We start from the raw sequence: 25,421 nt of genomic DNA, 5'->3' as shown, positions 1-25,421 counted from the left end.
CTAGTAATAAGGTGTTAATGGTTGAATACCTTACTCCTTACAACACCTCCATTAACGTCATCTTTGGTTACTCTTATCAAATAATATAAGTAACACTAGTTTTCTCTCCCGCGATAATTACATTAAATAGCCAGTTTATTATCATCTTCAGATCATAGTTTTCAGGTATCTTATGCTCTAAAAACAGCCGCTAAAACTTACCGCTACAGCACAGCTTTGAACCGTAGCGAAATACCAAACCCAAACTCAATATTCTCTGTTCTTGCCATGGTATCAATGAGCCAGTCGTATTACACTAATCACCAGCAGATTAAAGCATAAATAATACCGTCAATAGGAAGATAAATGACCTTGAAAGTTGCACCAAGTAGCAAACTATTACGCATAATTTTAATCGATAGCTACTTTAAGGGAAGAAGGGTTGAGGTTGACGTTAGTGGCCATACTAATCTCAGTGGCACCAATGCGGCGGGCAAAACTACCTTTTTAAAACTGGTCAGAATATTTTTTGCTGATGCTCCCGGTGATGTTGTTAAAGTACGGGGTAAAATCAGAGAGTCTTTTGTAAACTATTACCTACCTAGACTGACCAGCTATATTATTTTTGAATATCAAACGCACTCAGGCATTAAGCAAGCCGTGTGTTTTAGTAAAAACGAAAGTATAAACTACCTATTTGTAGATAAGCCATTTGACCTTGCCGATTACACGGCTGAGCCTTCGCCAGATGGGACACTAAATTTAATTCCCTGTACAAACATCTATCGCCATTTCCATTTAAAGCAGGTGCCTGTTAAAGCGGTATCTTCGCCATCACATTATCAAAAAATTATTCTCGGTACGGCAGTATTTAGTGATAAGGATCTGACAGAAGCAAAGCATAGGTTTTCGCTTGCCGCACCGGGCAAAAATTTATCAATGCTCAATACCGTGGTTGGTGCTGCATTAGAGCGCAATACGGACTTCAAACGTATTAAAGAACTGCTATCGTCCATTATGCTCAATGGCGGTAAAAATGAACTTGAGTTTAATATGGACGTAGCGAGTCTATCTATCTGGAAAACTGATTATAACGCGCTTAGGACTTACGATGATTTAGCCAGTAGCATATTACCCAAATTATCTAAATCTCTTTATACGGCAGAAAATTCTGAAGCCATGTTGGCTGAATATAAACATAACTTGTTGGCCTATACTGAACAATTCGATTATTCACTTAAAGCGCTAACGCTTGAACTTGCGGCATTAAATACTGAAAACTCGACTGAAAATCTAAAAACATCAGATGAAAAAAATAGCTTAGCCGATCAAATAAGTGACAATAGTCGTATCGTTGACGGCGCCAAAAGACAAATCGAGACCATTGAAGCTGAAAAACTTTCTTGGGAAGAAAAAGATGTTGGCAGCTTAAAAAGTGACTATGCCAATATTGATCATTATCAAGCACAACTTGACAATGCTAGTGTTGAAAAAGAAAATTTACTGGACGAAGCTCAAAACATTACCGCGAAATTTGACAAACTTAAATCTAAACGACAAGCACAATTTTATAGCTTAAAAGATCAGCTTAGTAGCCAGCTTAGTGTTGCCAATGCTGAATATAGCAATATTACAGTAAAACAAAGCACGGTAATGAGCGAAGTGGGATATGATCTAAAAATCGCCATTTCAGATAATGAAAATCAATTACAGCAACTTTCTGCCGATTATGAAAATAAACTCAGCCATTGTCATTTTAAATTACAAAGTGTTGATGTCAGTAAGGAAGCAAGAACACAATTTAATTTAGCACAACAGGAATTGCAACGGGCAAACGAAGCGCTTAACGCAGACTCAAGACAAGCAATCGATTTTGAGCGTCAAGCGCAAAATAGTGCGATGCAAACGGATAAAATACTGAGCGAAATGGCCGATACAGCCGACAAAATAAAAACTAAGGTATCAGCAAAAAATGACTTAGAGCGCTTACTCAATCCAAAAAAACATTCGCTGCATGAGTTCTTGGTGAACAATGTTGATGACTGGTCTGAAAGTATAGGTAAGTTTCTTGCACCCGCGGTATTAGCGTCAACCCATCTTAATCCTGATTTTAGCGCTGAACACTCAAAAAATCACTTTAAAGGCTTAACGCTAGATTGGGCTGGTGTTTATAATGATTTTGCGAAAACAAGTGACACTATTAGCGCCGAAATTGAACAAATTGACCAGCATATTTTACAATTAAATGAGACAAAAGAAAAACTGTCAGACAAAGTTAAAGCCATTGCCAACGAGCAAAATGTACTGCAACAAGACCTCATTAAGATTAAAGCTAAAACAGCGTTAAAGCAGCAATTACTTGAATCTATCAATGCCAATATCAATCAGCTTCATATTGAACAAAAAAATGAAATTGAACAAGCCAAGTTAGCTTTAGAGACTGAAGCTAAAGCGCTTAACAATGCCCTGAGTAAACTGGGTCGAGAAAATAAAGAAAAACTAAGTCAGATTAATCAACAGCACTTAGACCGTATTCGAAGTTTACAAGAACAACATATGGGGCAAAATGTTGAGCTAGAAGGTTATATCAAGCAGACAGAAGAAAAAATAAGCCAAAACACTACAGAATATACCGTAGCGATCAGCCGCTTAGCCGCGGATGAAAAAAATCAATTAAATGATAAAAATATTGATACCGAATCACTAATCAAACTTGATAATGAAATAGTCACTTTAGAAAAACAACTTAGCCGATTAAAAAATGCTCCAGGTATCATTAGCAGTTATAACGCCTTTATGAGCAACAGCTATAGCCAACTTGACAGCCTTAATGATAAATCGTTTAAGGCTTCGCAAGGGGTAACAAACCTGACTCAATCACTTACTGAACTTAATGACAGGATTAAAGCCCGTAAAGCCGCTTTTATCATCAACCGTGACGCGATTACCGGTAAGCTGTCAAAGGTTAGCCAACAGCACGAAATGGCCTTGCGCTTAACCAATCGATTAGGCGAATTTGAGCAAGCTTTTGACACGGCACAAACCCATTCATTTGAAACAATTTGCGGTGAATTAGATAACATATTAAAAAGTCATCGTAAGGCATTAAAAAGCATTAAAGGATATGCTGAACAAGTTATCTCCCAAATGAATATCCATTTGAATAGTGCGATAAAAAAATCCATCGATATGAAAAGTAATGCCTTGGAGATAGATCCTAATCTAAGGCTTATTTCAGATTATATTGTCAAAGAGTTACCCTTAGTGATTAATGAAGTACGTGATTTAATTATCGAGAATGCGGCGCTACGGGGTATGGAATTATCTGGTTTTTATGATCAGCTCAAACGTTATGAATCTGATATTAATGCTTTTAGTTTAAGAGTTAATAGCTACTTAGAGAAAAAAACTGTCTTTAGCGCCTTAGGTAAAATATCAATTAACCTAACACCTTTACTCGAATCTCACGAAGTGTTTTCGGCCTTAAAATCATTTAAAAAAACCTATGAAGCTTGGAGCAAAGATAATCAACAAAGCTTACCTCCTGAAAGTTATGGCGTTGCTATGTCAGAAGTTTTGACAAAATTTACCCATAACAAACTGGTAGAGAGGCACTCTAATTTATATGATATTTCTTTTGAAGCTGTGGTTAATAATGAAAGAAAAATCGCGCGTTCAGGTAGTGATTTAAAAGACATATCTTCTAATGGCATGAGTTACTTAATTCTGCTGGCGTTTACCACTTCATTAGGCTCTATGATCAAAGGGACACAAAATGTTGATATTCTATATGGCGTTGATGAATTAGGTGAAATCTCAGTTGAAAACGTCGACTCACTATTTGCGATGTTTGATAAAGAAAGAGATACCATTTTTACCGCTATTCCTAATGCAGATAATAACTTCATGGGGGTTTATCACAAACGCTATTTTATTAATAAACCGAAAAATAGGTTTGAACAAATCACCGCTAACGATGATCCTTTGCTTAAAGCAATCAGTGCCGCACAAACCAGTGCAGTAGGTACCCCGTCATGATTTTTGATGAAGTGTTCACAAACACAGTAGAGTCACTTTTAGCCGGTAAATTCATTTGTCCTATAACCTGTGCTACAAGTTACGACTTTCTAAGTTCAGATATCAACAGAGAGCGTGTACAGACCTATTTGTATCAAACCGGTAAAACATTATCTGATATCGACCGCGAATTTTATTATGCGTCGTATGAGTCTATGACCCCCGATAGAAGGCGAGCGTCAAGAGCAGTATTTAAGCAAACTCAGCAAGAAATAAGGCCAGTAGTTGAGTTTCTAAGTTTAATGATGCGCGTGAGTAATGACGAACATTCACTCTATACCGGTGATGAAATTCACCTGGCTCAAATTGTCAGTAAAATTGAAAACGATAAATCACTGTTAAAATCATTAGACCGGATCATTATCCAGATAAAAGGTCAGTTAAAAGGCAGTGTTTTTGATAAAACCAAACAATTGATTAATAGCCTAGTTAAAACTGATGTTTTAAAGCAAATTGAACCCAAGATAGATATCTATCTTTGTACGGGTAAGCTTGCCTACTACATTAACTTGATGGAATTTATTATGACTTATCAAGCTGAGAAATTTGATGACATCGACTTAGATGAGCCAGCACAGGATGATTTGATATAATGTCGGGTGCCATGAGAAAAATGTTTCGTATGTTAGCAAAGCATGCGGCAACCATTGACACCATTATAACCGAGGGAGTACTTCCGCCGACTGAAGAAGCCCTGAAAGGTTTTGATGAACTTCACAATTATAATCTGGCTTTTGAAACCGCCTCAGGCAGTATAAGACTCAGCAGTGCCTTTCAAAATTTTTTAGAAAATGCGCTTAAAACAGAAAGAACATTGGCTATTAATCTGGATGTGGGTGGCTATTGGCGCAGTATTTTATTTAATATAAACCAACTAAACCACTCAAATACCCTTGGCGCTTACAGTGACAGCGATATGTATAAAAGACTGGTTATTGACTCTATCTATCAATTACTCGATGGTATAAACAACAACATACAACAATTAAGAAACCGTATTGAAAATCAATTTGGTTATGTGCATTCAATATCGGCAAAGCGTAAAGAAAATGAACAAGCCATTGCAGAAGCAAGAACCCTTAGACAAGCGTTAAATATTATTGATGAAGCAGAACTATTGGAAAGGCCTATCACCGATTTACGACTACGTTCCATTATTAATAACGACTTATTTGGTGGTAAACAAAGTGCGATTAAAGAACTCATTAATGCACTGACACTGATGCAAGCCTTGTTGATTGGTTTTAGAAAATTGGAAGGTAGAGGTAAACTTGTTAGGCAATTTAAACAATACTTCGACACAAAAACCGATCATGACTTTAGTGATCTTATCAGTGTTAAAGACATTAGCATGCCGCCAAACATCACCAACTTAGTTAAAGCAATGAACATCGATGTTTATCCTGATGAGTCGAGTTTACTAACCCGCAATGATTTAATCGATCTGGCACAATCGCTTAACTTAGAGGAAGGTGAACGTTTTAAAAAAGAAAGGGACAATAATTCTTCTCTTGATATGACACAAGACAATGTTGAAAAAGCAGTTGAAACACCCATAGGCGCAAAGTGGCTAGAAGATATACTGTTAGCGTTAATCAAAACACCAGGCGATAAAGTGCTAGTGAATAACATTTATCAACAACTACAACCTGAATGTAAACCGCAATTATTTTTAGATGCTATCTATACTGAAATTTTAAGATTACCCGCGGAAAAAAGTAAATTTTTTATCTTTAAACCCCTGGGTAACTATTCAAAATCTTTTAACGGTAACTTTGATATTAAAGATATTTCAATACACTTCAATCATTAACAAAATAAGGCTTCAGCATGCTTGTCGCCTTATTTACCAACACTAAAATCATAATTAATGAGCCAAGCTAATAGTCTAGCGTCTTAAATTGCTGTTGATTTATTTATTCAGCAGAGCAGAAAATATTATCCAGTAAGCCCAATAACCACAGGTGTAACGGATTGTTATTTGAGCGTTGATGCCAGGCAACAATAACGTCAAATTTTGGTGGGTTTTGTTCAATTTCTATCGCAACTAACTTAGGATCGGGTAATAGTCTCGATGGTAAAAATGCAATGGTGTTGGTCGCTTCAATAATGGCTGATGCAGCAGAGAAGCTAGGCACTGACATAAGTATATGTCTTTTTAATCCTTGTTTAGCAAACCAAGAGTCATGTGAGCCTTTTAAATTAGGTCTTGAAGGTGAGATAACAATTTGTGGCAGCTGCGCTAGTGCTAACAAGCTATATTTTTTCCCGCGATAAATTGAATTATTCCCTGTTACGCATACATGATGGTCTTCAAATAGACGCTTGTTCGGGTAGTTGTCAGGAATAAACTCAGGAAAAGTAAACACCAGATCAAGCTCACCCGTCACCATCAGTTGGTTTAAATTATCCGACTCAAAATCCCTGATGATCACTTTTAGGTTTGGCGCTAACGCATTCACTTGCGTTAATAACATCGGAAGAATGGTGACTAGCGCATAGTCCGATGAACTTATTTGTAATATTCCTGAAAGCTCAGCCGGGTTAAATTTTTCGCCGGTAATTAAGTTGTCAATATCCGCCAATATCTGATTTACCCGATGTTCCATCTTTTCTGCAACTTGCGTTGGAATTACGCCATTACTGGTGCGTATAAACATTTCATCATCAAAGCTATGTCTAATTTTTTTCAGTTGCTCACTAATCGCTTGTTGAGTTAAGCCCATAATATGAGCCACTTTTGACAAATTTCTTTCCTGAAGTAATAGCTGTAATACCCGCAGTTGTTTAATGTCTAGTCGATTGATACCACTCATTTTTGTATCTCTAACAAGTTCATATTGTTTTTGTTTGTATTGAAGGAAGGTTAGCATATATCCCATCAAGTTAATTCGTTATTTATTGAACTTAATTGGACCTTATTATGCTATTGAATGCCGCAAATCAACATCAGCCGACCCTTGCTGCTGAAATCAATTATATCAAGCCAAATATTCAAGCGACGTTTGATTTATCAACAGGCAAAAAAAGTACCGACACACTTACCGATCAAGTGGATAAACGTGTGGTCAAAATTACGGATGCTCGTTTATTAACGAAAACTGCGACACTAAAAGAAGATGGTTTTGGTTTAGTTACCAATAAGTATCATGTGGCTGATTATTTTGATGACGCTGTGGTTAGCCGTGAACTTTATCCGCAAATCATCAAACACCTTATGAGCTTAACCAATGCCAGCAAAGGCGTGGTATTCGACCATACAATTCGTTCGGTTGAAAACAGGCCTCATTGTGCTGAAAAACGCTCTCCTATTCATACGGTACATAACGATTATGTCGCTAGTTCGGCACAAAATCGTTTAGATATTGAACTTGAAAAAAAGGGCTTAAAAGCGAGTGATTATCGTCGCTATCAATTTATTAATACTTGGATACCGTTAGTTGATGTGGTGTTAGACAGCCCACTCGCATTTGCCGATGCGCGCAGTATTACTTCAGAGCAATCACATTTACTTCAGGTTGCCTATCCTGATCGTGTTGGGGAAATTGAAGGTTTTAGTTATAACCCAAACAATCGTTGGTTTTATTTCTCTCGAATGACATCGAAAGAACAACTTAATTTTAAAGTATTTGATAGCGACGAAAGCAATGCAGTTAATAGAATTCCGCATAGTGCTTTCTCACTGCCTTCGGTGGCTAAAAACGCGCAAAGTCGCGTCAGTATTGAGTTGAGAACTATTTTGTTATTTAACAAATAAATTAATTGAAATCATATTAACAATAGGCTGTGTGGAAATAACAAACTCTAGCCACGTACCTAATAAATAGCACAAAAAAATTATAAATTAAGCACTTGGTGGTGCTAGTGATGTTGAAGAACGGTGACAGCATTGGAACTCATTTATTAATCACCGCTACGATTATATTAACTTTATTTTGGAGTAGTAACGCATGACATTTTCACCTTTATTTAAAACAACAGAGCTTGGCCCTTATACCCTTAAGAATCGTATTGTTATGCCACCATTAACACGTTCTAGAAGCTCTCAACCGGGCAATATACCTAACCAGTTGATGGCTAATTATTATTCGCAACGTGCTGGCGCTGGCTTTATGGTCACTGAAGGCACTCAAATTGAACCAAGAGGGCAAGGTTATGCGTGGACACCCGGTATTCATAGTGCAGAGCAAATTCAAGGATGGCAACAGGTAACACAAGCAGTACACGATGCGGGTAGCATTATTTTTTGTCAATTGTGGCATGTTGGTCGTGTTTCTCATACCTCATTACAACCAAACCAAGCAGCACCTGTTGGCCCATCAGCATTGAAAGCTGATGCGGTTAAAGTTTTTATCGAAACGGCTCCAGAGCAAGGTGCATTAACTGATCCAAGTGAGCCTAGGGCCTTATCAACTCTTGAAGTTGAGGAGCTGGTACAAATGTACAAACAAGCGGCGGTAAATGCTAAAGAAGCCGGCTTTGATGGCGTTGAATTACATTGTGGTAATGGTTATCTGGTGAATCAATTTATTTCTGAACATAGCAACGATAGAACTGATAAATATGGTGGTAGCTTAGAGAATCGCTTACGATTTTTAAAGGAAATAACGCAAGCCGTTGCTGGCGTTATGGGCGCTGACAAAGTAGGCGTAAGGTTCGCGCCATTATTTGAAAGTACTGATGAAGTGCGGGTTTATTTAGGTTTAGTAGAAAGCGATCCACATGCAACCTATATTGCCGCTATTAAAACGCTAAATGATATTGGCATCGCTTATTTATCACTTGCTGAAGCAGATTGGGATAATGCACCTGATTTACCTGAAAACTTCTACAAGGCGGTAAGAAAAACCTTTGACGGTTTAGTGATGTACGCCGGTAAATATACGCCAGAAAAAGCATTAAGAATTTTAACTGAAGGCAATGGTGATATTTTTGGTTTTGGTCGCCCATTTATCGCTAACCCTGACTTACCAGAGCGTATTAAGAACGAATGGTCGTTAAACGACGTTGACCCAAAAAGCATGTATGGTGGCACTGATAAAGGTTATACCGATTACCCTGTGTACGCTTTATAAGCTGTTTTTATAAAAGCGGGGCATGGATTAATGAGTCATTAACTGGCGCTTAAACTAACGCATTTATAAATTACTTTCTTGAAAAATTTTAGGATATAACAATGTTAAATTTCAGTTTTCAAAACCCAACCCGTATTCATTTTGGTGAAGGGCAAATTACCGCCATTTCACATGAGATCCCACTAGATGCAAGAGTTTTACTGGTTTATGGTGGTGGTTCAATTAAAAGTAATGGCGTATATCAACAAGTGAGTGATGCGCTTATAGAGCATACTTGGTTTGAATTTTCAGGTATCGAACCAAATCCAACCTATGACACTTTGATGCAAGCGCAAGCAATAATTAAAGCAGAGAACATTGATTATTTACTCGCTGTTGGTGGCGGTTCAGTTGTTGATGGCGCTAAATTTATTGCCGCAGCGGCACTTTACGAAGGTAATAGTGAAGGTAATGACCCTTGGGATATTCTTGCGAAACAGCAAGTGTTCACGAAAGCATTACCTATTGGCGCGGTATTAACCTTACCAGCTACCGGCTCTGAAAGTAACGGTAACTCTGTGGTAACACGTGATGGTAATAAACTACCTTTCTCTAGTCCGTTAGTTCGTCCATTATTTGCTGTTTTAGACCCAAGTGTGACTATGTCATTATCGGACCGTCAAATCAGCAATGGCGTTGTTGATGCTTTTATTCATACTATCGAGCAGTACTTAACTTACAGCGTAAATGGCAAGGTACAAGACCGTTTTAGTGAAGGTTTATTACAAACATTGATTGAAGAAGGACCAAAAGCGTTAGCACCAGCGACTAAAGGAGACTTAGAAGTTCGAGCTAATATCATGTGGTCGGCAACCATGGCCTTAAATGGTCTTATAGGAGCAGGTGTACCACAAGATTGGTCAACGCATATGATAGGTCATGAACTTACCGGTGCTTTTGGTATCGACCATGCGCGTACCCTATCTATTGTATTGCCTGCGGTAATGAAAGTGCGTAAAGAACAAAAACGTGAAAAGTTACTACAATATGCAGTACGCGTTTGGCAGATAACGGATGGTGATGACAACGCGCGTATCGATAAAGCGATTAGTTTAACTGAGGCATTCTTCGAAACAATGCAAGTACCAACACGTTTATCCCACGTTGATCTTGGTAGCAAAGATATCGACTTACTGATTGAACGATTAGAGCAACATGGTATGACGGCATTGGGCGAAAATGACGATATTACCTTAGCAATAAGCCGTGAGATCTTAACTCAAGCATTGTAATGATTCATCATAATTAAGACAGGTATAAGTGCCGTGTGTATTACTTTACAAGGTTCACACGCAGGCTTTTTTAATATCTATTAACACAATCTCTTTACATTAGCGCTTTCTTCATAGGAATAAACATGACTCAAAAAACTGATATAAATCGCCAAATTCTTTTGGCATCTAGACCTTTTGGCGCGCCAAAAGCTGAAAACTTTAACCTGGTAAATAGCGAAAAACCAACACCTAAAGCCGGTGAAGTATTACTTCGTACTATTTTTCTTTCACTCGACCCTTATATGCGCGGGCGAATGAATGATGCTAAATCTTATGCAGACCCTGTTGCTTTAAATGAAGTCATGGTCGGTGGTAGTGTTTGTCGAGTAGAAGAGTCAAACCATAGCGATTATAACAAAGGTGATTGGGTTGTCGCTTTTGGTGGCTGGCAAGATTATAGCGTTATCAATGGTAGCGAATTACTTAAGCTTGATAACAACATGGATAACCACTCGCATGCGTTAGGTGTATTAGGTATGCCAGGCTTAACGGCTTACATGGGTTTACTTGATATTGGTCAGCCAAAGGCGGGCGAAACGGTCGTTGTTGCGGCGGCAACCGGTGCTGTAGGTAGCCTAGTTGGCCAAATTGCCAAATTGCCAAATTAAAAGGCTGTAAAGTGATAGGCATTGCTGGTGGCGATACCAAATGTAACTATGCGGTTGAAACCTTAGGTTTTGATTATTGTTTAGATCATAAAAGTGAAAATTTAGCTGAGCAATTAGCGGCGGTTTGTCCATCAGGCATTGATGTATATTTTGAAAATGTTGGCGGTAAAGTGTTTGACGCTGTAATGCCATTATTAAATAGCTGTGCGCGCGTGCCTGTATGTGGACTAATTTCTCAGTATAACGCAACCGAATTACCCAGTGGACCGGACAGATTGTCTTTATTAGTGGGCACACTATTGACTAAGCGCATTAAAATGCAGGGTTTTATTGTGTTTGATGATTATGGTCATTGTTATCCTGAATTTAGTCAGCAAATGTCTAAATGGTTAAATGCGGGTGAAATAAAGTACAAAGAGCATAGAGTTGAAGGCCTTGAGAACGCAGTAAATGCTTTTATTGGTTTATTACAAGGTGAAAATTTCGGCAAGTTAGTTGTACGTGTTGGGCCAGATGAACTCGTATAAAACCGCGTAAAAATAATGAGACACGATGATATAACCGCAGCACATCATCGTGCTTCTATTTTGTTATCAATTGATAAATTTGATGGCTTAAATCTAATACATCAGATTTAGAACATAAAATTAACAGATTACAGCTAATGTAATTTTAGGAAACCTTTCATGCCAACACTTACCTCCTACAACCCCATTAATCGAGCGCCATTGGGTGATGTACCTATTTGCGAGCCGGCAGATATTCCGGCTATTGTTCTACGTGCGAAGCAGGCGCAAAAATCTTGGGCAGCATTGTCGCTTGATGAACGTCAAAAAATAGTCGTTCAGGCTTACGAGTGTCTTGCTGCAATAGAAGATCAGCTAGCATTATTGATCAGTAAAGAAATGGGAAAAGATCACCGTAGAGCAAGTTATGAAGTGGCTGGCACCGTCCAGAATGCCGCTTATTTTACTCAGGAAATAGCGCAATCTCTGAAGACTGAGCCAATGGGACGTAATGCTGAAATGCAATATCGACCATTAGGTATTGTTGCTGTGATTTCACCTTGGAATTACCCATTAGCTATGGGGAATAACTTGTTATTGCCTGCACTTGTTGCTGGTAATAGTGTGGTATTAAAGCCGTCTGAAGAAACGCCTCTGGTTGCCGAACTTTTTGTTAAAACGTTAAATCAAGTGTTACCCCAAGGTGTATTACAAATCGCACAAGGTGATGCTCAAACGGGTAAAGCATTAGTTAACAGCGAGATCAATATGGTAGCGTTCACAGGCTCACTTGCCGCAGGCAAACATATTATGGCTAGTGCGGCATCAGGACTAAAACGTTTAGTCCTGGAGTTAGGAGGTAATGACCCTCTTATCGTAATGGCAAGTGCTGATATTGATGAAGCTGTTCAGTTTGCGGTGGCAAGCTCTTTTGAAAATACGGGGCAAATGTGTACCTCTACTGAGCGCATTTATGTTGATGAACGTATAGCTGATGAGTTTGAGCAAAAAGTCGTCGCTTTAGCTCGTCGATATCGAGCGGGTGCTTGGGATCAAAGGAATGTCAATATTGGACCTATTGTTAACCCTCAGCAACATAAAAATGTACTATCTCAACTAAAAGATGCTCATGTTAAAGGGGCAACATTCTTATTAGGAACGCACCATTATGAACTACCTTTTATACAGCCTACAGTCGTGACAAATATCACACCCGATATGCTGCTAGAAAAATATGAAACTTTTGGTCCCGTTGTTGCTATAAGTCGTTTTAAGCAATTATCTGAAGCGGTTGAACGTGCCAATGCCAGTGCTTACGGCTTAGGTGCTGTGGTTTTTGGTGGCGCTGGAGCAGATAAAGTTGCGCAACAAATGGAAGCTGGCATGGTAGGCATCAACCAAGGTGCTGGCGGCATTGGACCTTGGGTTGGTGCAAAACAAAGTGGTTTTGGTTTTCATGGTACTGCTGCTGGACATCGTCAGTTTGCGCAAGTACGCGTTATCAGTAAATAAGTCAGTATTTAATGGAGTAAACAATGAATACAACAAAAGATACAGTCGGCGATTTTTTTGTCACTGCTTTAGAACCTGGTGCCGAGCATCCCGCTTTACCAGCATGGGGTAACCGCCATATGAATGCGGCACACTTAGATGAACATTATGACATCAGTCATATTAAACGACATGAGTTGGATAAAGTGCCGGGTGCATTCCAGTTGTTAAATGTTTTGGCAAAAGATGAATGTGAACGATTGATCGCGATTAGTGAAGCGTTAGGTTATCTGCCCGATGCTGCGGTTTCTTTACCACGCAGTATTCGACATAACGACAGCTTGACTTGGATTGTTGATGAACAAACCGATGGGATTATTTGGCAACGCATCTTACATTTAATGGATGACCGACAAGCTATTTTTTCTGGCAGTAAAGCCTTGGGTATCAATGCGCGTTTTCGATTTTATCGTTATAATCCTGAGGATTATTTTAAACCGCATTCTGATGGTTCTTGGCCGGGTAGTCGTATTATTAATAATGAGCTAGTCGCTAATGCTTATCCTGACCGTTATAGCCAAATGAGCTTTTTAATGCTATTAAGTGAAAGCTTCGAAGGTGGTGAAACACGTTTCATGGTCAATGCGGATGATCCTACTAAACCAGCAGCAGCGGGGGGTAAGGTTAGTCATGTTGATATTCGAACCCCTGCCGGCAGTATATTGTGCTTTCCGCATGGCATGCATCCTTTAAGTTACATACACAGTTCAGTGCCGATTATTGAGGGAGTTAAATATATAATCCGAAGTGATGTTTTATTTGAGTTGTGAAGTGGCATAAGAGTTATTCTGGTTTACTATTTCATATCAACAATTCTCTTGAGTAGACGTTTTATCATCTTATGAGTAATATTTATCTATTAGCTTCATTGATCCCCAATGGTATTTAGGATGTTCTTTGAAAAGCGGCACGGATGGCCAGCTGCCATCATTAGTGTTTTAATTTCTTTTCTTAAAACATCAAAAACTACATATTAATTCCTGCTACAAAGCCAATCTAATTTATTATGTGAAATCATCTAATCTAATGCTCGCCTAGATACAAAGCGAGCATTAGTAATACTTAATATCCGCTCATAGTGACAGATAAATGTCTAACTTATTGGTGGTTGTATCTGAGGATGGCGGCTGTCAGTTTAAAGCTATGGTAGCGGCGCCGTCAGACGACAGTTGGTTCCACATGATGGCTGAGTATCCAAGCCTCGACCATGCCAAAATGACCTTATTACTAATGTCAGGGAATCAGCCTGATTTGACTCTGAAATGCTTGAAGTCACTTTGTTAGAACTAGAATTTTCCATGGACGACGCTTGTAGTTTTTCATTCTTGTTCCAAAATAACTTCCAATTTCAGCGCAACGTGCAAAGCTAAGCATTACTCCAAAATTGATAGCCAAAGAGAGTTCAAATTTTGGATGATTTGAGCTCTCTTTGGCCTAACTTATTTTGTATTTTAGTTTTACTTGGTGTTACTTTTTTACAAGGGCTCGTCTAACGGCTTTTCTGCTGCCTAACCTAATCATCGGAAACTGTTACCTTATTTGCAAAGTAGTTGATCTTAGGCTCAGCGCCTATAGCGAAATCCTCGCCATTAACGGTAACGACAATGGTGGACTTCAGTAAATAATTGTCATTATCGATATTTGAGGACTCTGCATATTTTAGCGCCGCTAACTTACTATCATGCGCGTAGACCTCATGTTGCTCGTTGTTTGCAAGGCTAACGATGAATAAGGAACATGTACAATAGTCACTATGGAATTCGTATATGTTGTGGTCGTTGCACCGTTCGCATTTGTGCATAGGTACGAACTGTTTGCCCGTCATAGCTTAATGGCTTTAGTTGCGACCAAGTTACTGATAGCTCGCCGAGCTCGCCATTCTACTGGCATTACTTTGCAGCTAATTAGTAGTCGTAAGTTGTATGTTTTTGTCATCATAAGTTCCTTTTTTAGTATGAACGCGTTGATAGGCCTAACGCTAAGCTAGACATCAGAGTTCTTGCGTGAGCTTTATCAGCTTTACGCTCCGTTTAACAGCTTAACACAAAAGGTTAGTGTGCTTTAAAAACCATTGTCACAGATCTAACGGTTTTGACATATCACCTATGTCGTGCAAGGCTTCCCACATAGCTTCTTCCGTATTAAAGATTTTATCGAATATTGTTATATATTCAATTCGACTATAGTCTTTTTGTGATTTTTAGTTGTATCTTTTAACTGTTTTTAAATTTTCTCTACTGAGCCTCTTTAACGATGGACGTACCTAGCCGAGTGCTTCCTGTAGCGAAAGCTAAGCCTAAAGGATTGCACGGTAGCTAGTTGCACAGCGATGTGCAACTAGCTATTTTGGTAGGATATCTATTTCCTTTATTCAAATCTACGAAGAAATGTAAGTTTTGTGTTAGACATTTTTTTCTAAAAACTTGTTCGCAATTTTTAGATCGGCAATGGGATTAAACATGTCGAAACTAAATGCTTGTAGTTTTTGTTTATCTTTAACTACATTAGGTCAATTTTGATCTGCTAGTGCAACTTCACCCAAAGTGACTATATCTGATTGGTTAGAGTCAATCAAAAGTTTCGCGTCATATTCATTGCTAACACACCCATTGAATTCAGATTAGATTTTGTATCGATAACGCCCCATTAAGAGGCTTTTAATTGTTGGTTAAAATAAGCGACAAAGGAGCAAAAACCAACTGTTATTTGTCCTTTCAAGTGACTTGTTAGGGCTATTTATTGGGGCGAAGAGTTATTAATAATTGTTTAACCTCTGCTCGACCAAACCAAGCACGCCACAATGCAGCTAGCGCTATAGCAGAAGCAACAGCGAGCATTAACCACTCATTGTGAACGATGTGCGTTCCAATAGCGCCGAGCATAAGCACTGCTAGGCATAGAGAAGCGAACGAAGATAGTCGAGGAATAAGTAATCCTATGGCGCCAACAAATTCAACTACACCAGTGAAATACATAAATTCAATTGGGTATCCCCAACGTGCAAAGGCTTCAACTTCGAATGTCAACGACAATAATTTAGCACCGCCCGATGCGAAGAAAATTAACGCGATAATATAGCTCGAAATACGAGTGATCATTTATAGTCCTAACGCCACGTTAAGCGGCAAATAAAATTTGTGAGGCACGAACCACAGCCAGCTGTTATTTGTCCGTTTGAACGCCTTGTTAGCAGTACATTACCACTTAACTATTTGCTTTTTTATTCTTTTGAGACTCAACTTCACTTGCAAGTAAATAATCATAGTTGAATAACGCATAAATGAAGGCACAAAAGATTACCGCAGGTATCAGAATTAGCGAAACCTCAGCCAAGTGCCAGAGAATTACATTTATTGGATCTTCACCGGGCGATAATAAAACCTTAATACCAGCAACAGCGAAGATTAAGAATAAAATACCTTTCGAGATGTCTAATGCCCAAAGAAATGAAAATTTAGTTTTAGATGAATTCGTATCCATAATTTAATCTCGAAACCTCCTGTACTGCTAACGCCCCAATAATGGTTTGTTAATAATTAATTTAGTAGTTTAAAATCGATGACTTAATGCACACTTGATTAAGTGGTAACTTTATTTGTAGCACATGTGTAGCAATTTAGTTTGAACTTCTATTGCATAAACAATATCGCTAAAATGTCGCTAATGCCACAAAGTGGTCTAAATTTATGAGTGAAATCGTCCCAGCTAAGGGGCAGTTTGGATACGATAGCTGACGCTTTTGAACAGCAAGATTGATAGTATTTTCAAACTATAGCTACTCTGTTTGATTTAAGTTTTTAATAAAATCAACAGTGACTGTAGCATTAATTTTTGTTCATTCTGTGTCAGGCTATTTTACAATGTAATTATATAAAAATGTAAACCTTCAAGTATATTATCGAAAAACAATGCCTTATGGTTTTGGCGTGAATTGTGCCTACATGTACAAAGGTTATGCATCATTTTAATAATAACCTTTCAACTTTGTTGTGAAATAATTAAAAGGAATACTAAATGAAAATAATAAATATATTAAAAATTGGAGTAACAGCTTTAATAATGAATGTAGGCTTGGCAAACGCTAGTCCAATACTTTGGGTTGGGGATGTGGGCAGTAATCTTGGAACAGTTGATGCTGCAACCGGTAATGTAAATGTTATCGGTAATATGGGTACATTTATGACTGATATTGCCTTTGACCCACTTGGCAACCTATATGGTGTCAGTTTTGATAACTTATATAGCATTGATAAGAATACCGCAAGTGCTTCACTGATTGGTAACTTTGGTAGTGCCTCTCTCAATTCACTTACTTTTGATGCTGCGGGTAATTTATATGCGGCAAATACTTCGCTTTATTCCATTAATGTTGCGACGGGCATGGCAAGTATAATCGGCAATGGTGGGGATGCATACAGCTCGTCTGGAGATTTGGCTTTTATTGGGGGAGAGCTATTTTTAAGCTCAAATGGTACCCCTGATAACCTGTTCAAACTTGATACCGGCACAGGATTTGGTACTCTAGTGGGCAATATCGGCTTTAATGCAGTCTTTGGTCTGGCAACAAATAACAATGTCGATTTGTTTGGTGTGGGTGGTACCAGTGTGCTGTCAATTAACGAAGCAACAGGGGCAGGTGCATTCTTGGTTGACTATTCAGGACAAGGCCTCTTCGCTGCTGGAGGTTCTGCCTTTTTTGCCGAAGCGGGCGCGACCCCTCGCGCGGTCCCTGAGCCATCAACACTTGCTATTTTCGCATTAGGCATGATGGGTTTAGCATCACGTCGATTTAAGAAACAATATTAATATAGTTTTTTAATATTTGATTTTAGAAAACATCAATTGTAATGATTGGTGTTTTTTTGTATATGCTAATTGGTATTAAGTTAGTTTCATTATTAAAGCACCACCATAGGATACTTAATCATTTGCTATATCATATGAGTATAAGTTTTCAAACATATCAACTGAAGATGCAATACTACTAGCCTCAATTTTATAGCTTTTAAGCAAGTATTAGTTTAAAAAAAACGTCAGCTTTTAGCGATCAGTTGACCTAAAGAATAACCAGTAGTTAACGTCAACTAAGCGGACAAAGTTAGCATTAATAATTTGATGATGAACGGCCGCAATGGTGGCGCAGAAGCCAGTCACAGTGATGTTCAATCGGGGCTGGTGATGCTGTGAATCATGTAAACTCTTTATAATCTTTTATTGATGCGGGTCACTCAGGTCATTTTTTTACATCTAAATGATGGCATTGTTGGTACAATCCGTTTAATTATTTAACATAGTGAAGAGTAGTAATGCGGATAAAATTGACTAAAGACTTAGCCTGTGGCCAAGAAACGTGCTCATCAGGTGAAGAGCACGATGCAGTGTTATTGTCACCTCGCTCAACAACTGTTGAGTTTACTTTGGATTCCGGAATGAAAATTCGTGCTTTCAGCTATGAGTACGTAACCGTGGATACAGTAGTAGTGTGACCACGAAATTAGGGTAAGATAACTTTGAAGTCATGATAATATAATTAAGTGACTGGCGGCATGAGAGCCAAATACCAGTTATGGTTCTAGCACATTACCTACACCTATGAATCGATACTCTCTGATATCTCAAGAGCATCATCTACCTATATCCCTAAATACCTGACAGTACTTTCAAGCTTTCGATGTCCGAGCAATAGTTGGCATGCTCTCAAGTTTTTATTTTTTTATATATCAATGATGGTTTCGTTCTTCTCATCGAATGAGTTCCATATTGGGTTTGATCTAAACCAATTATGGAAACCCAAGCATCAACAATCCTTCCATACTGACGTGTTGATAAGTGTCTGATGAATGAATACGAGATTTGAATCAATAATCATTTGAGCTTAGTTGAAAATTTGTAATTAAATTTTGAACTGAATTACGAGTGTTTTCGGTAAGTTCAAATTGAACAGGTAATCCTGTCTTTTGTTGAACAATAATAGCTCTCGACTGAATAGTTTTTCCGTGAGCAATATCTCTTATTTTTAGAGTTACTAAATCGCAACCTCTTAATTTACTAGCGATAGCAAGATTAAAAAGAGCAAGGTCTCTTATATTATTTACTAATTCTAGTCTGATTCGGATTGCCCAAATTTGTTGAAGCTTAAGCGGTAATTTCTGTCCTACAATTTTGTTTTTATTCCAAGGCTCTGATGGTTTATAAACGGTTAAAGTAAACATGATAGTTCTCCGTTATTAATAGAGAACTAAGTATGGTTTATTGTGAGCTTCAAGCTCATTGCTGCCGGTGGCATTTTATCTAGTAGGAAAAAATAACGCACAAAACAGAAATTAATATGTTCTACCGATATGTTGAAATGGATTATATTTTGTTCCTCTTGAAACTATTATATGCCATTTTCATCCAATTTCTCACCGCAAGGCATACAATGAACTTTAATGGTAAACCATAAAAGTGCAACCTCTAAACCACTAACATGTGTATCAAGCTTAATTTTTTAAAGCCACGAACTGTTAACAACTTACCGCATTTTAGACATTTAACAAAGAAAGCCAATATATAATGAATAATGGCAAACAACACACCAATAAACCCTTTATATTCCCGATTAGTTAAATGGGTTAATACACACTATCGCGATAAGCTAATGATGAATGACTTTAGAGGCCCAGAATTGATAAGTGAATCACTAAGGGCATTAGATGAACATTCTCAAATACTATCTTTAGGATCTGTTTATATATTTCAATATTAATGAGTTATAGATTAAGCGTCAGTGGCCGATCTCTTTATTTAGGGACTTTTGAATCAGGATGATATGTGAGCAGAAAACAGATGATTTTATTTCATTTATCAATCAAATTATAATCGTTTGTTGAATCGCATTAACCCAAGTAAATTAATTTTACACAGTCTAGGTATACTCAACCTTAATAAATAAAGGGTGCAACAATGAAAAATACGACTATAAAAGATGTAGCTGAATTGGCAGGTGTTTCTATTACAACAGTATCAAGAGTACTAAACGCAAAACCTAATGTAGGAGAAAAAACAAGGAAGCGAATAGCCGCAGCAATGACTGCACTTGATTTTACGCCGAATGAAAAAGCACGTGAAATGGCATTTCGTCGTTTTTCTAATAACTACATCTCGTTAAGTTAAGTTAAGTTTTTAATGTCTGCAAAGCACAAAGTGACCGTTAACAATTCAAAAAGTGAATGGCAACTATGGTGGCTTTATTGCCAGTCGATAGGGCACTGGTTAAGAAATAAAATCAGCGTCTCCTGCAAGCTCATAGCTGCCAGACGCATTTCGTTTCTGAACGTTAACTTTTGCCACTTTCCGGACGTTAGCCTTGGTTTATCTAACTACAAGTGATCCGACATTATGGACATTAACATCAATAACTTCTTGGAGCTGTTTTTAGTACGATGAACGTTGACTTACCTTTATCTTGATAGACAATAAAGCCACCAATATAGTCATTAGCTTTATTTAAAATCTAGATGATATAGAGTGTTATTTCTAAGGCGCTTCCACCCCTAAGTGAGGTAGTTCTAAGGTATGAAACTGACCCGTTACATTGGAGATGGCCGACGGAATATCGATAACAATCGCAGTGAACGCTCGATAAACCGTTTGTTATTGGCCGTAAAAATTGGCTATTTAATTAACACTAATTAAGCCACCCATAATAACTTGTTTGTTGTTATGCCCAAGCCTCGTTCACAACAAATCAGTTTATCTGATACGCCGTATTATCATATTTGCAGTCGAACCGTCCGCAAAGCCTTTTTATGTGGTGTTGATAAAGCAACGGGTCTCAACTATGAGCATAGGCGTAGTTGGATTGAACAGCGTATTTTTCAATTATCTCAGGTGTTTGCCATTGATATTTGTGCTCACGCTGTTATGCATAATCACTTACATTTAGTACTTCATGTTGATAGTGAACAAGTTAAAAACTGGACTACGCTAGATGTACTTTCCCGTTGGCATAAGTTGTTTAAAGGCACCATTTTGACCCGTCAATATCAGCGAGAGCAATCATTAACTACATTCGAAATGGAAATCGTTGAAGAAACAGCACAGGTCTATAAACAGCGTTTAATCGATATCAGTTGGTTTATGCGGGCATTAAACGAGCCCATTGCTCGACAAGCCAATAAAGAAGATAAATGCACAGGGCACTTTTGGGAAGGACGCTTTACATCACAAGCCCTGCTCGATGAAGGTGCATTACTCGCTTGTATGGTTTATGTAGATTTAAACCCAGTCCGTGCGGGTATTGCGCAAACACCTGAGCAATCGAGTTTTACCAGTATTCAACTTCGTATCAAAGCAGCCATCATGGGAGAGCAACCGACAACGTTATTACCTTTTACTGGCCATGCACATCAGGAGAAAACCTCAGGTATAAGCTTTAGCTTGAAGGACTATTTAACCCTGGTAGATGAAACAGGTCGCGTCATAAGAGAAGACAAACGAGGCGCTATCGATGCTAAAACTGTCAATATACTGTCAAGACTTCACATCAGCGATGAAAGTTGGCTAAAACTCACCACAAACTTTGAATGTATATTCACTGGCGCGGTGGGCACCGCAGAGCATTTGTGTGAATTTACTAAACACGTGGGTTTAAAGCGAGCACACGGTAAAGCCAATGCTCAAGCTTGTTTGAATAGCGCTTAAACTTAACTACATGCTAAGACAGCAAGAAAAATACGGCTCCCTTTGGGTAGCAAGTAGCGCTTGCCTGAAATTCACTCATTTAATGAAAATATATAAAAATCGATATACGAAGGCTTACCAGATGAAGCAGATGCATTGTTGTTGACCAATGGATATCAGTGTTTCGAGCATTATTATTACGTAGGATTATCATGGGCGGCATAGTTAAAAATTTCTATCAGATTATTTAAACAAGAGCGTTGTTTAATGCCAACATGCACTATCAGTTTATTCACATTACTGAGAAGTATCATCTAAATTTTTTACCCATTGCAATATTAACATTTTGTATATATTCATGATGTATTGTAAGGCTTATTGCACTTTATTAGATTAAAGTTTATTTTTCGTTCATTTACTTACATTTACTTACATTTACTTACATATGGGTATACTATTTATCATTGTGGTGATGACATGTCACTTTTAGTAATTACCTTCCAAGACGCTTGTGAAGGAATTAAAAGGTATAAAAAATGCAAAATAAAATAATAAAAACCTGCTTAACCGCTTTGGCAGTTTCTGTTGCTGGTTTAGCTAATGCACAACAAGCCACTGCAATTGAGGACGCCATGGGCTCGTATTCTGCAATATCGGGTGGTGCGGTGAGTATAGGAGCGCAGCCCAAACATTCGCAGCCGGGGACCAGCAATATTGGCGGACATCTCGCTTCACAAGCGGCTGTTGCTATCGGTGCCTATACTACCGTAAAGGACATCTATGCTGGCGCTGCTGTTACCACAGGTGCCTGGTCACGGGTTGAACAAATATACGCGGGTGGTGGCGTGGGAATAGGGGCGAATGCCACCGCTCTAGACATCGTCGCGGGCGCCGCCGTGGTAGTCGGCGCTAGTGCTACAGTCCACAATGTCGCTGCTGGCGCCGCCATCACAGTGGGCGCCGGAGCGGAGATAGAGGGGGAAACTTACGAAGCCGAAGAAGCGACCGATAATGCCAATATGATGACAGCCGCGATACAGGCGATACACCAGAAGTTCGTCGATAATCCAGTGATTATTGACGAAGTCGAAACGTATACGGACCTATCTGAACTTACCATTAATCCTAAAGACGATAACAGTCCTCATTACTTCAGGGCGATAAACCTGGCGGCGAGTACCACGCTGACGATAAGTGGGGACGTAACCGTCATCACTAGCGGGGCGATGACCATGGGCGCTGGGTCACAAATTTTGCTGGAGGAAGGTGCGAATGTCACGTGGATATTGGGCGGAGCCCTCACATTGGGTGCCGGGTCAACGTTTAACGGTAAAGCGTATATTAACGGTGCCGTTAGCGGCGCGACGAGCGACGTCGAGTGTGGGAATTTATATGCCACAGGCGCGATAGGTATTCGGACAATCGGTGATACATGCGGACCGGTTGAGATTACCAAAGTGTGCCCGCTTTGGAACACAGAAGCCAAATGGTTAGCGAGACAAGACCAGATGGACCCACATACATTTGAAATTTGGAATGAGGAATATTGGATAACCGATTATGACACAAACACATGGGTCGGAATCACCTCGGAAACGATAATCGTCGACTATCGCGTAGATAGTTCTTCTGAGTATTGGATCCAGAAAACACAATACATTAAGCCCGGCACAGACACTGACAAGTGGTGGGGCACGTGGGCGGTTACAGATAATACGTTATATCCAGAAAATTTCGATACGTTTGCAGCCGCTTGCAAAGCCGATTTAGAAATACTCAATAATCCTTATTAAAACAAAATATTCTTAGGGATATTTCATCGATTCGGCATTTGTAACCCTTAGTTCCCAGGCCAGCCCTGAGACATCGCTGCCAACGTTTTACATACAAACCTAAGGCCAAAGCCATCTCATTTGAGGTGGCTTTTTTCATGCTTAGCTGCTCATAAAGCTGCCTGAACCTGCGGAGTCAGGTTCGTTGAAAAACAGAATTCATTTTATTTTTGATCCACAAATCGACGGGGTCAGTGATGTTGATTCATCAAAAAATCAATGAGCGGTTATGGCTCAGCCTGTGTGAAAACGTTTTGATCACTTTTTCGAATAAGCACCGAATACTTATGATCAATCAATCTCAAAACAAGATAATAAATCACTCTATATTTGCTATAATATTCATTAGGTTAATTGATTATATGTTGGCTATATGTCACGTCATATTAAAGGTTCATCTCGCTCCCAAGCAACCCTCTTTCCAGAAATGCTTGAAGATTTTGTCGCTAAAGAAAATCCTGTTAGAGTAATTGATGTATTTGTCGAGGGGTTAGATTTAGAAAACCTTGGTTTCAAAGGTGTTCAATCTAAAGCAACTGGCCGACCTGGTTATCATCCAGCCATATTACTCAAAATTTATATCTATGGTTATTTAAACCGAATTCAGTCATCACGGTGTCTAGAGCGAGAAACACAACGTAATTTTGAACTTATGTGGCTCACGGAGCGTTTATCACCAGACTTTAAAACAATCGCTGACTTTAGAAAAGATAACCATCTTGGAATTAAAAACGCCTGTAAAACGTTCGTTCAAATGTGCCATAAATTCAATATGTTTAGTGAAGCGACCGTTGCCATTGATGGTAGTAAATTTAAGGCGTCAAACAACAAAGATAAAAACTACATCTCGTCGAACTAAAAGAGATGGAGTTAGCCGTAAATAATCATCCTGATAAACAAATATCAACGGTCGACCCAGATAGTCGCTTGATGAAAACACAGGGTATGACACGAGCGGTTTGCTATAACATACAAAGCGCTGTCGATACGAAACATCATTTAATTGTTGCTCACGAAGTCACCAATACAACCGATAGAGGCCAGTTGTGCAACATGACCAAACAGACACTTAAAGCGTTAGGGAAAAGTGTTACGACGATATTGGCAGATAAAGGTTATTACAACCGACAAGATATTAAAGATACTCAAGATTTAGGTGTATCGACTCTTGTACCTAAACCCGATACATCAGGCCCAGAAAAGAAGGGGATTTTTAACAAGTCACTGTTTCAATACAATCAAGATAATGATGTTTATATTTGCCCCGCGGGCAATGAGCTTCAACATCGATTCAATGCGATAGAAGGAGGGTTAGATATCAAAATTTACTTCAATGGGATGGCTTGTAAAAATTGTACTATCCGAAGCCAATGTACCCGTTCTAAAAAAGATCCAAGAAGAATGAGACGTTGGATCCATGAAGCTGATATGGAAAAAATGGAAGCCTTGCTCGAAACAGCGTCTCATGAGATTCTTCAACGAAAACAATCGGTTGAACATCCATTTGGTACGATTAAGTTGTGGGCAGGAGCCACGCACCTTTTAACAAGAGGGTTTAAAAATGTCAGTACAGAATTGAACCTGCATGTATTGGGGTATAATTTAAAAAGAATGCTCAATATATTTGAAATAGAAAAATTGATGAAGGAAGTGATGTTGCCGTAAGAGGTAAATCTTTCCTTAAAAGACCAAAATATGTTTCAAATAGGAGCCAACATCAGCAATTTTGAACGAATAAAAAATATAAAGCATGGATATTCATAAATATCGGCTTCGCTACGCGAAGCCTTATAAAGAGCTGATATAAACCCTCAAT

General features: G+C 38.7%; 19 protein-coding genes and 3 pseudogenes. 18 read left to right on the top strand and 4 right to left on the bottom strand.

The features are described 5' to 3' along the window. The first annotated feature begins 345 nt into the window (after positions 1-345). From H4J46_RS01155 to H4J46_RS01145, 3 genes are read left to right on the top strand one after another with little or no spacing between them, the layout of a single operon-like run. Positions 346-4,017, top strand: a complete 3,672-nt coding sequence (locus H4J46_RS01155; protein WP_182231759.1) for an ATP-binding protein — start codon at positions 346-348, stop codon at positions 4,015-4,017. Continuing rightward, positions 4,014-4,649 (top strand): condensin complex protein MksE, encoded by a 636-nt coding sequence (locus H4J46_RS01150; RefSeq protein WP_182231758.1) that lies wholly within the window; start codon positions 4,014-4,016, stop codon positions 4,647-4,649. The genes H4J46_RS01155 and H4J46_RS01150 overlap by 4 nt, the downstream gene beginning before the upstream one ends. Further along, entirely contained in the window at positions 4,649-5,869 is a 1,221-nt protein-coding gene (locus H4J46_RS01145; RefSeq protein ID WP_182231757.1) for a hypothetical protein, read from the top strand. Before H4J46_RS01150 ends, H4J46_RS01145 begins: the two co-directional genes overlap by 1 nt. A gap of 103 nt (positions 5,870-5,972) precedes the next feature. Here the strand turns inward: H4J46_RS01145 and H4J46_RS01140 are convergent, their stop codons facing one another. Beyond that, complete coding sequence (locus H4J46_RS01140) at positions 5,973-6,872, bottom strand: LysR family transcriptional regulator (protein ID WP_182231756.1); 900 nt, start codon at positions 6,870-6,872, stop codon at positions 5,973-5,975. Between the two features lie 107 nt (positions 6,873-6,979). On the opposite strand from H4J46_RS01140, the gene H4J46_RS01135 reads away from it, so the two are divergent. The 7 genes and pseudogenes from H4J46_RS01135 to H4J46_RS01105 all read left to right on the top strand — a co-directional run bounded on the left by H4J46_RS01135 (position 6,980) and on the right by H4J46_RS01105 (position 14,393). After that, positions 6,980-7,813 carry a CmcJ/NvfI family oxidoreductase gene (locus H4J46_RS01135; RefSeq protein WP_182231755.1) on the top strand — a complete coding sequence of 278 codons (834 nt, stop codon included), beginning with the start codon at positions 6,980-6,982 and terminating at the stop codon, positions 7,811-7,813. Between the two features lie 193 nt (positions 7,814-8,006). Beyond that, entirely contained in the window at positions 8,007-9,131 is a 1,125-nt protein-coding gene (locus H4J46_RS01130; RefSeq protein WP_182231754.1) for an alkene reductase, read from the top strand. A 101-nt stretch (positions 9,132-9,232) separates the two neighbouring features. Beyond that, on the top strand, positions 9,233-10,402 hold the full coding sequence (locus tag H4J46_RS01125) for an iron-containing alcohol dehydrogenase (RefSeq protein ID WP_182231753.1): 1,170 nt from the start codon (positions 9,233-9,235) through the stop codon (positions 10,400-10,402). 125 nt (positions 10,403-10,527) lie between these two features. Next, positions 10,528-11,579: pseudogene (locus tag H4J46_RS01120) on the top strand (NADP-dependent oxidoreductase). A gap of 159 nt (positions 11,580-11,738) precedes the next feature. Next, positions 11,739-13,070, top strand: a complete 1,332-nt coding sequence (locus H4J46_RS01115; RefSeq protein ID WP_182231752.1) for an aldehyde dehydrogenase — start codon at positions 11,739-11,741, stop codon at positions 13,068-13,070. A 23-nt stretch (positions 13,071-13,093) separates the two neighbouring features. Beyond that, on the top strand, positions 13,094-13,879 hold the full coding sequence (locus H4J46_RS01110) for a 2OG-Fe(II) oxygenase (protein WP_182231751.1): 786 nt from the start codon (positions 13,094-13,096) through the stop codon (positions 13,877-13,879). A gap of 319 nt (positions 13,880-14,198) precedes the next feature. Continuing rightward, on the top strand, positions 14,199-14,393 hold the full coding sequence (locus tag H4J46_RS01105; protein WP_182231750.1) for a hypothetical protein: 195 nt from the start codon (positions 14,199-14,201) through the stop codon (positions 14,391-14,393). Between the two features lie 1,448 nt (positions 14,394-15,841). Here H4J46_RS01105 and H4J46_RS01100 read toward each other — a convergent pair. Together H4J46_RS01100 and H4J46_RS01095 are read right to left on the bottom strand one after the other, a co-directional pair. Further along, positions 15,842-16,207, bottom strand: coding sequence for a DoxX family protein (locus tag H4J46_RS01100; protein WP_182231749.1), 366 nt, complete (start codon positions 16,205-16,207; stop codon positions 15,842-15,844). Between the two features lie 106 nt (positions 16,208-16,313). Then, positions 16,314-16,589, bottom strand: a complete 276-nt coding sequence (locus H4J46_RS01095; protein WP_182231748.1) for a hypothetical protein — start codon at positions 16,587-16,589, stop codon at positions 16,314-16,316. Between the two features lie 534 nt (positions 16,590-17,123). Here H4J46_RS01095 and H4J46_RS01090 point away from each other — a divergent pair. Next, a complete protein-coding gene (locus H4J46_RS01090; protein WP_182231747.1) occupies positions 17,124-17,915 on the top strand; it encodes a PEP-CTERM sorting domain-containing protein in 792 nt (263 codons plus the stop codon). A 500-nt stretch (positions 17,916-18,415) separates the two neighbouring features. Beyond that, positions 18,416-18,595, top strand: a complete 180-nt coding sequence (locus tag H4J46_RS01085; RefSeq protein WP_182231746.1) for a hypothetical protein — start codon at positions 18,416-18,418, stop codon at positions 18,593-18,595. A gap of 372 nt (positions 18,596-18,967) precedes the next feature. Here the strand turns inward: H4J46_RS01085 and H4J46_RS17600 are convergent, their stop codons facing one another. Further along, on the bottom strand, positions 18,968-19,321 hold the full coding sequence (locus H4J46_RS17600) for a hypothetical protein (RefSeq protein WP_404851629.1): 354 nt from the start codon (positions 19,319-19,321) through the stop codon (positions 18,968-18,970). A gap of 350 nt (positions 19,322-19,671) precedes the next feature. Here H4J46_RS17600 and H4J46_RS01075 point away from each other — a divergent pair, with 350 nt between their 5' ends. The 6 genes and pseudogenes from H4J46_RS01075 (at position 19,672) to H4J46_RS01050 (ending at position 25,270) form a co-directional block, all read left to right on the top strand. Beyond that, positions 19,672-19,857, top strand: coding sequence for an N-succinylarginine dihydrolase (locus H4J46_RS01075; protein WP_182231745.1), 186 nt, complete (start codon positions 19,672-19,674; stop codon positions 19,855-19,857). A gap of 197 nt (positions 19,858-20,054) precedes the next feature. Then, the gene (locus H4J46_RS01070; RefSeq protein ID WP_182231744.1) at positions 20,055-20,264 is read left to right on the top strand and encodes a LacI family DNA-binding transcriptional regulator; all 210 of its coding nucleotides are present in this window, start codon (positions 20,055-20,057) and stop codon (positions 20,262-20,264) included. Between the two features lie 405 nt (positions 20,265-20,669). After that, a pseudogene (locus H4J46_RS01065) lies at positions 20,670-20,776 on the top strand (transposase); the annotation flags it as partial. A gap of 37 nt (positions 20,777-20,813) precedes the next feature. After that, the gene (locus H4J46_RS01060) at positions 20,814-21,794 is read left to right on the top strand and encodes a transposase (RefSeq protein ID WP_182231743.1); all 981 of its coding nucleotides are present in this window, start codon (positions 20,814-20,816) and stop codon (positions 21,792-21,794) included. Positions 21,795-22,309: 515 nt separating this feature from the next. Further along, entirely contained in the window at positions 22,310-23,566 is a 1,257-nt protein-coding gene (locus H4J46_RS01055; RefSeq protein ID WP_182231742.1) for a hypothetical protein, read from the top strand. Between the two features lie 412 nt (positions 23,567-23,978). Next, a pseudogene (locus tag H4J46_RS01050) lies at positions 23,979-25,270 on the top strand (transposase). The last annotated feature ends 151 nt before the right edge of the window (positions 25,271-25,421 follow it).

The organism is Colwellia sp. MB02u-6, assembly GCF_014077095.1.
In the GTDB taxonomy this organism is placed as follows: Bacteria; Pseudomonadota; Gammaproteobacteria; order Enterobacterales; family Alteromonadaceae; genus Cognaticolwellia.
The sequence above is the reverse complement of the archived record's forward strand: the minus strand, read 5'-3'. Positions and strand labels throughout refer to the sequence as shown.

Excerpts from the sequence above, each read along its gene's own strand:
- H4J46_RS01155 (WP_182231759.1), top strand. The coding sequence starts at position 346 with ATGACCTTGAAAGTTGCACCAAGTAGCAAACTATTACGCATAATTTTA.
- H4J46_RS01150 (WP_182231758.1), top strand. The coding sequence starts at position 4,014 with ATGATTTTTGATGAAGTGTTCACAAACACAGTAGAGTCACTTTTAGCC.
- H4J46_RS01140 (WP_182231756.1), bottom strand. The coding sequence starts at position 6,872 with ATGAGTGGTATCAATCGACTAGACATTAAACAACTGCGGGTATTACAG.
- H4J46_RS01095 (WP_182231748.1), bottom strand. The coding sequence starts at position 16,589 with ATGGATACGAATTCATCTAAAACTAAATTTTCATTTCTTTGGGCATTA.
- H4J46_RS01060 (WP_182231743.1), top strand. The coding sequence starts at position 20,814 with ATGCCCAAGCCTCGTTCACAACAAATCAGTTTATCTGATACGCCGTAT.
- H4J46_RS01125 (WP_182231753.1), top strand. The coding sequence starts at position 9,233 with ATGTTAAATTTCAGTTTTCAAAACCCAACCCGTATTCATTTTGGTGAA.
- H4J46_RS17600 (WP_404851629.1), bottom strand. The coding sequence starts at position 19,321 with ATGTTTACTTTAACCGTTTATAAACCATCAGAGCCTTGGAATAAAAAC.
- H4J46_RS01115 (WP_182231752.1), top strand. The coding sequence starts at position 11,739 with ATGCCAACACTTACCTCCTACAACCCCATTAATCGAGCGCCATTGGGT.
- H4J46_RS01055 (WP_182231742.1), top strand. The coding sequence starts at position 22,310 with ATGCAAAATAAAATAATAAAAACCTGCTTAACCGCTTTGGCAGTTTCT.
- H4J46_RS01070 (WP_182231744.1), top strand. The coding sequence starts at position 20,055 with ATGAAAAATACGACTATAAAAGATGTAGCTGAATTGGCAGGTGTTTCT.
- H4J46_RS01105 (WP_182231750.1), top strand. The coding sequence starts at position 14,199 with ATGTCTAACTTATTGGTGGTTGTATCTGAGGATGGCGGCTGTCAGTTT.
- H4J46_RS01130 (WP_182231754.1), top strand. The coding sequence starts at position 8,007 with ATGACATTTTCACCTTTATTTAAAACAACAGAGCTTGGCCCTTATACC.
- H4J46_RS01090 (WP_182231747.1), top strand. The coding sequence starts at position 17,124 with ATGAAAATAATAAATATATTAAAAATTGGAGTAACAGCTTTAATAATG.
- H4J46_RS01085 (WP_182231746.1), top strand. The coding sequence starts at position 18,416 with ATGCGGATAAAATTGACTAAAGACTTAGCCTGTGGCCAAGAAACGTGC.
- H4J46_RS01075 (WP_182231745.1), top strand. The coding sequence starts at position 19,672 with ATGGCAAACAACACACCAATAAACCCTTTATATTCCCGATTAGTTAAA.
- H4J46_RS01110 (WP_182231751.1), top strand. The coding sequence starts at position 13,094 with ATGAATACAACAAAAGATACAGTCGGCGATTTTTTTGTCACTGCTTTA.
- H4J46_RS01145 (WP_182231757.1), top strand. The coding sequence starts at position 4,649 with ATGTCGGGTGCCATGAGAAAAATGTTTCGTATGTTAGCAAAGCATGCG.
- H4J46_RS01100 (WP_182231749.1), bottom strand. The coding sequence starts at position 16,207 with ATGATCACTCGTATTTCGAGCTATATTATCGCGTTAATTTTCTTCGCA.
- H4J46_RS01135 (WP_182231755.1), top strand. The coding sequence starts at position 6,980 with ATGCTATTGAATGCCGCAAATCAACATCAGCCGACCCTTGCTGCTGAA.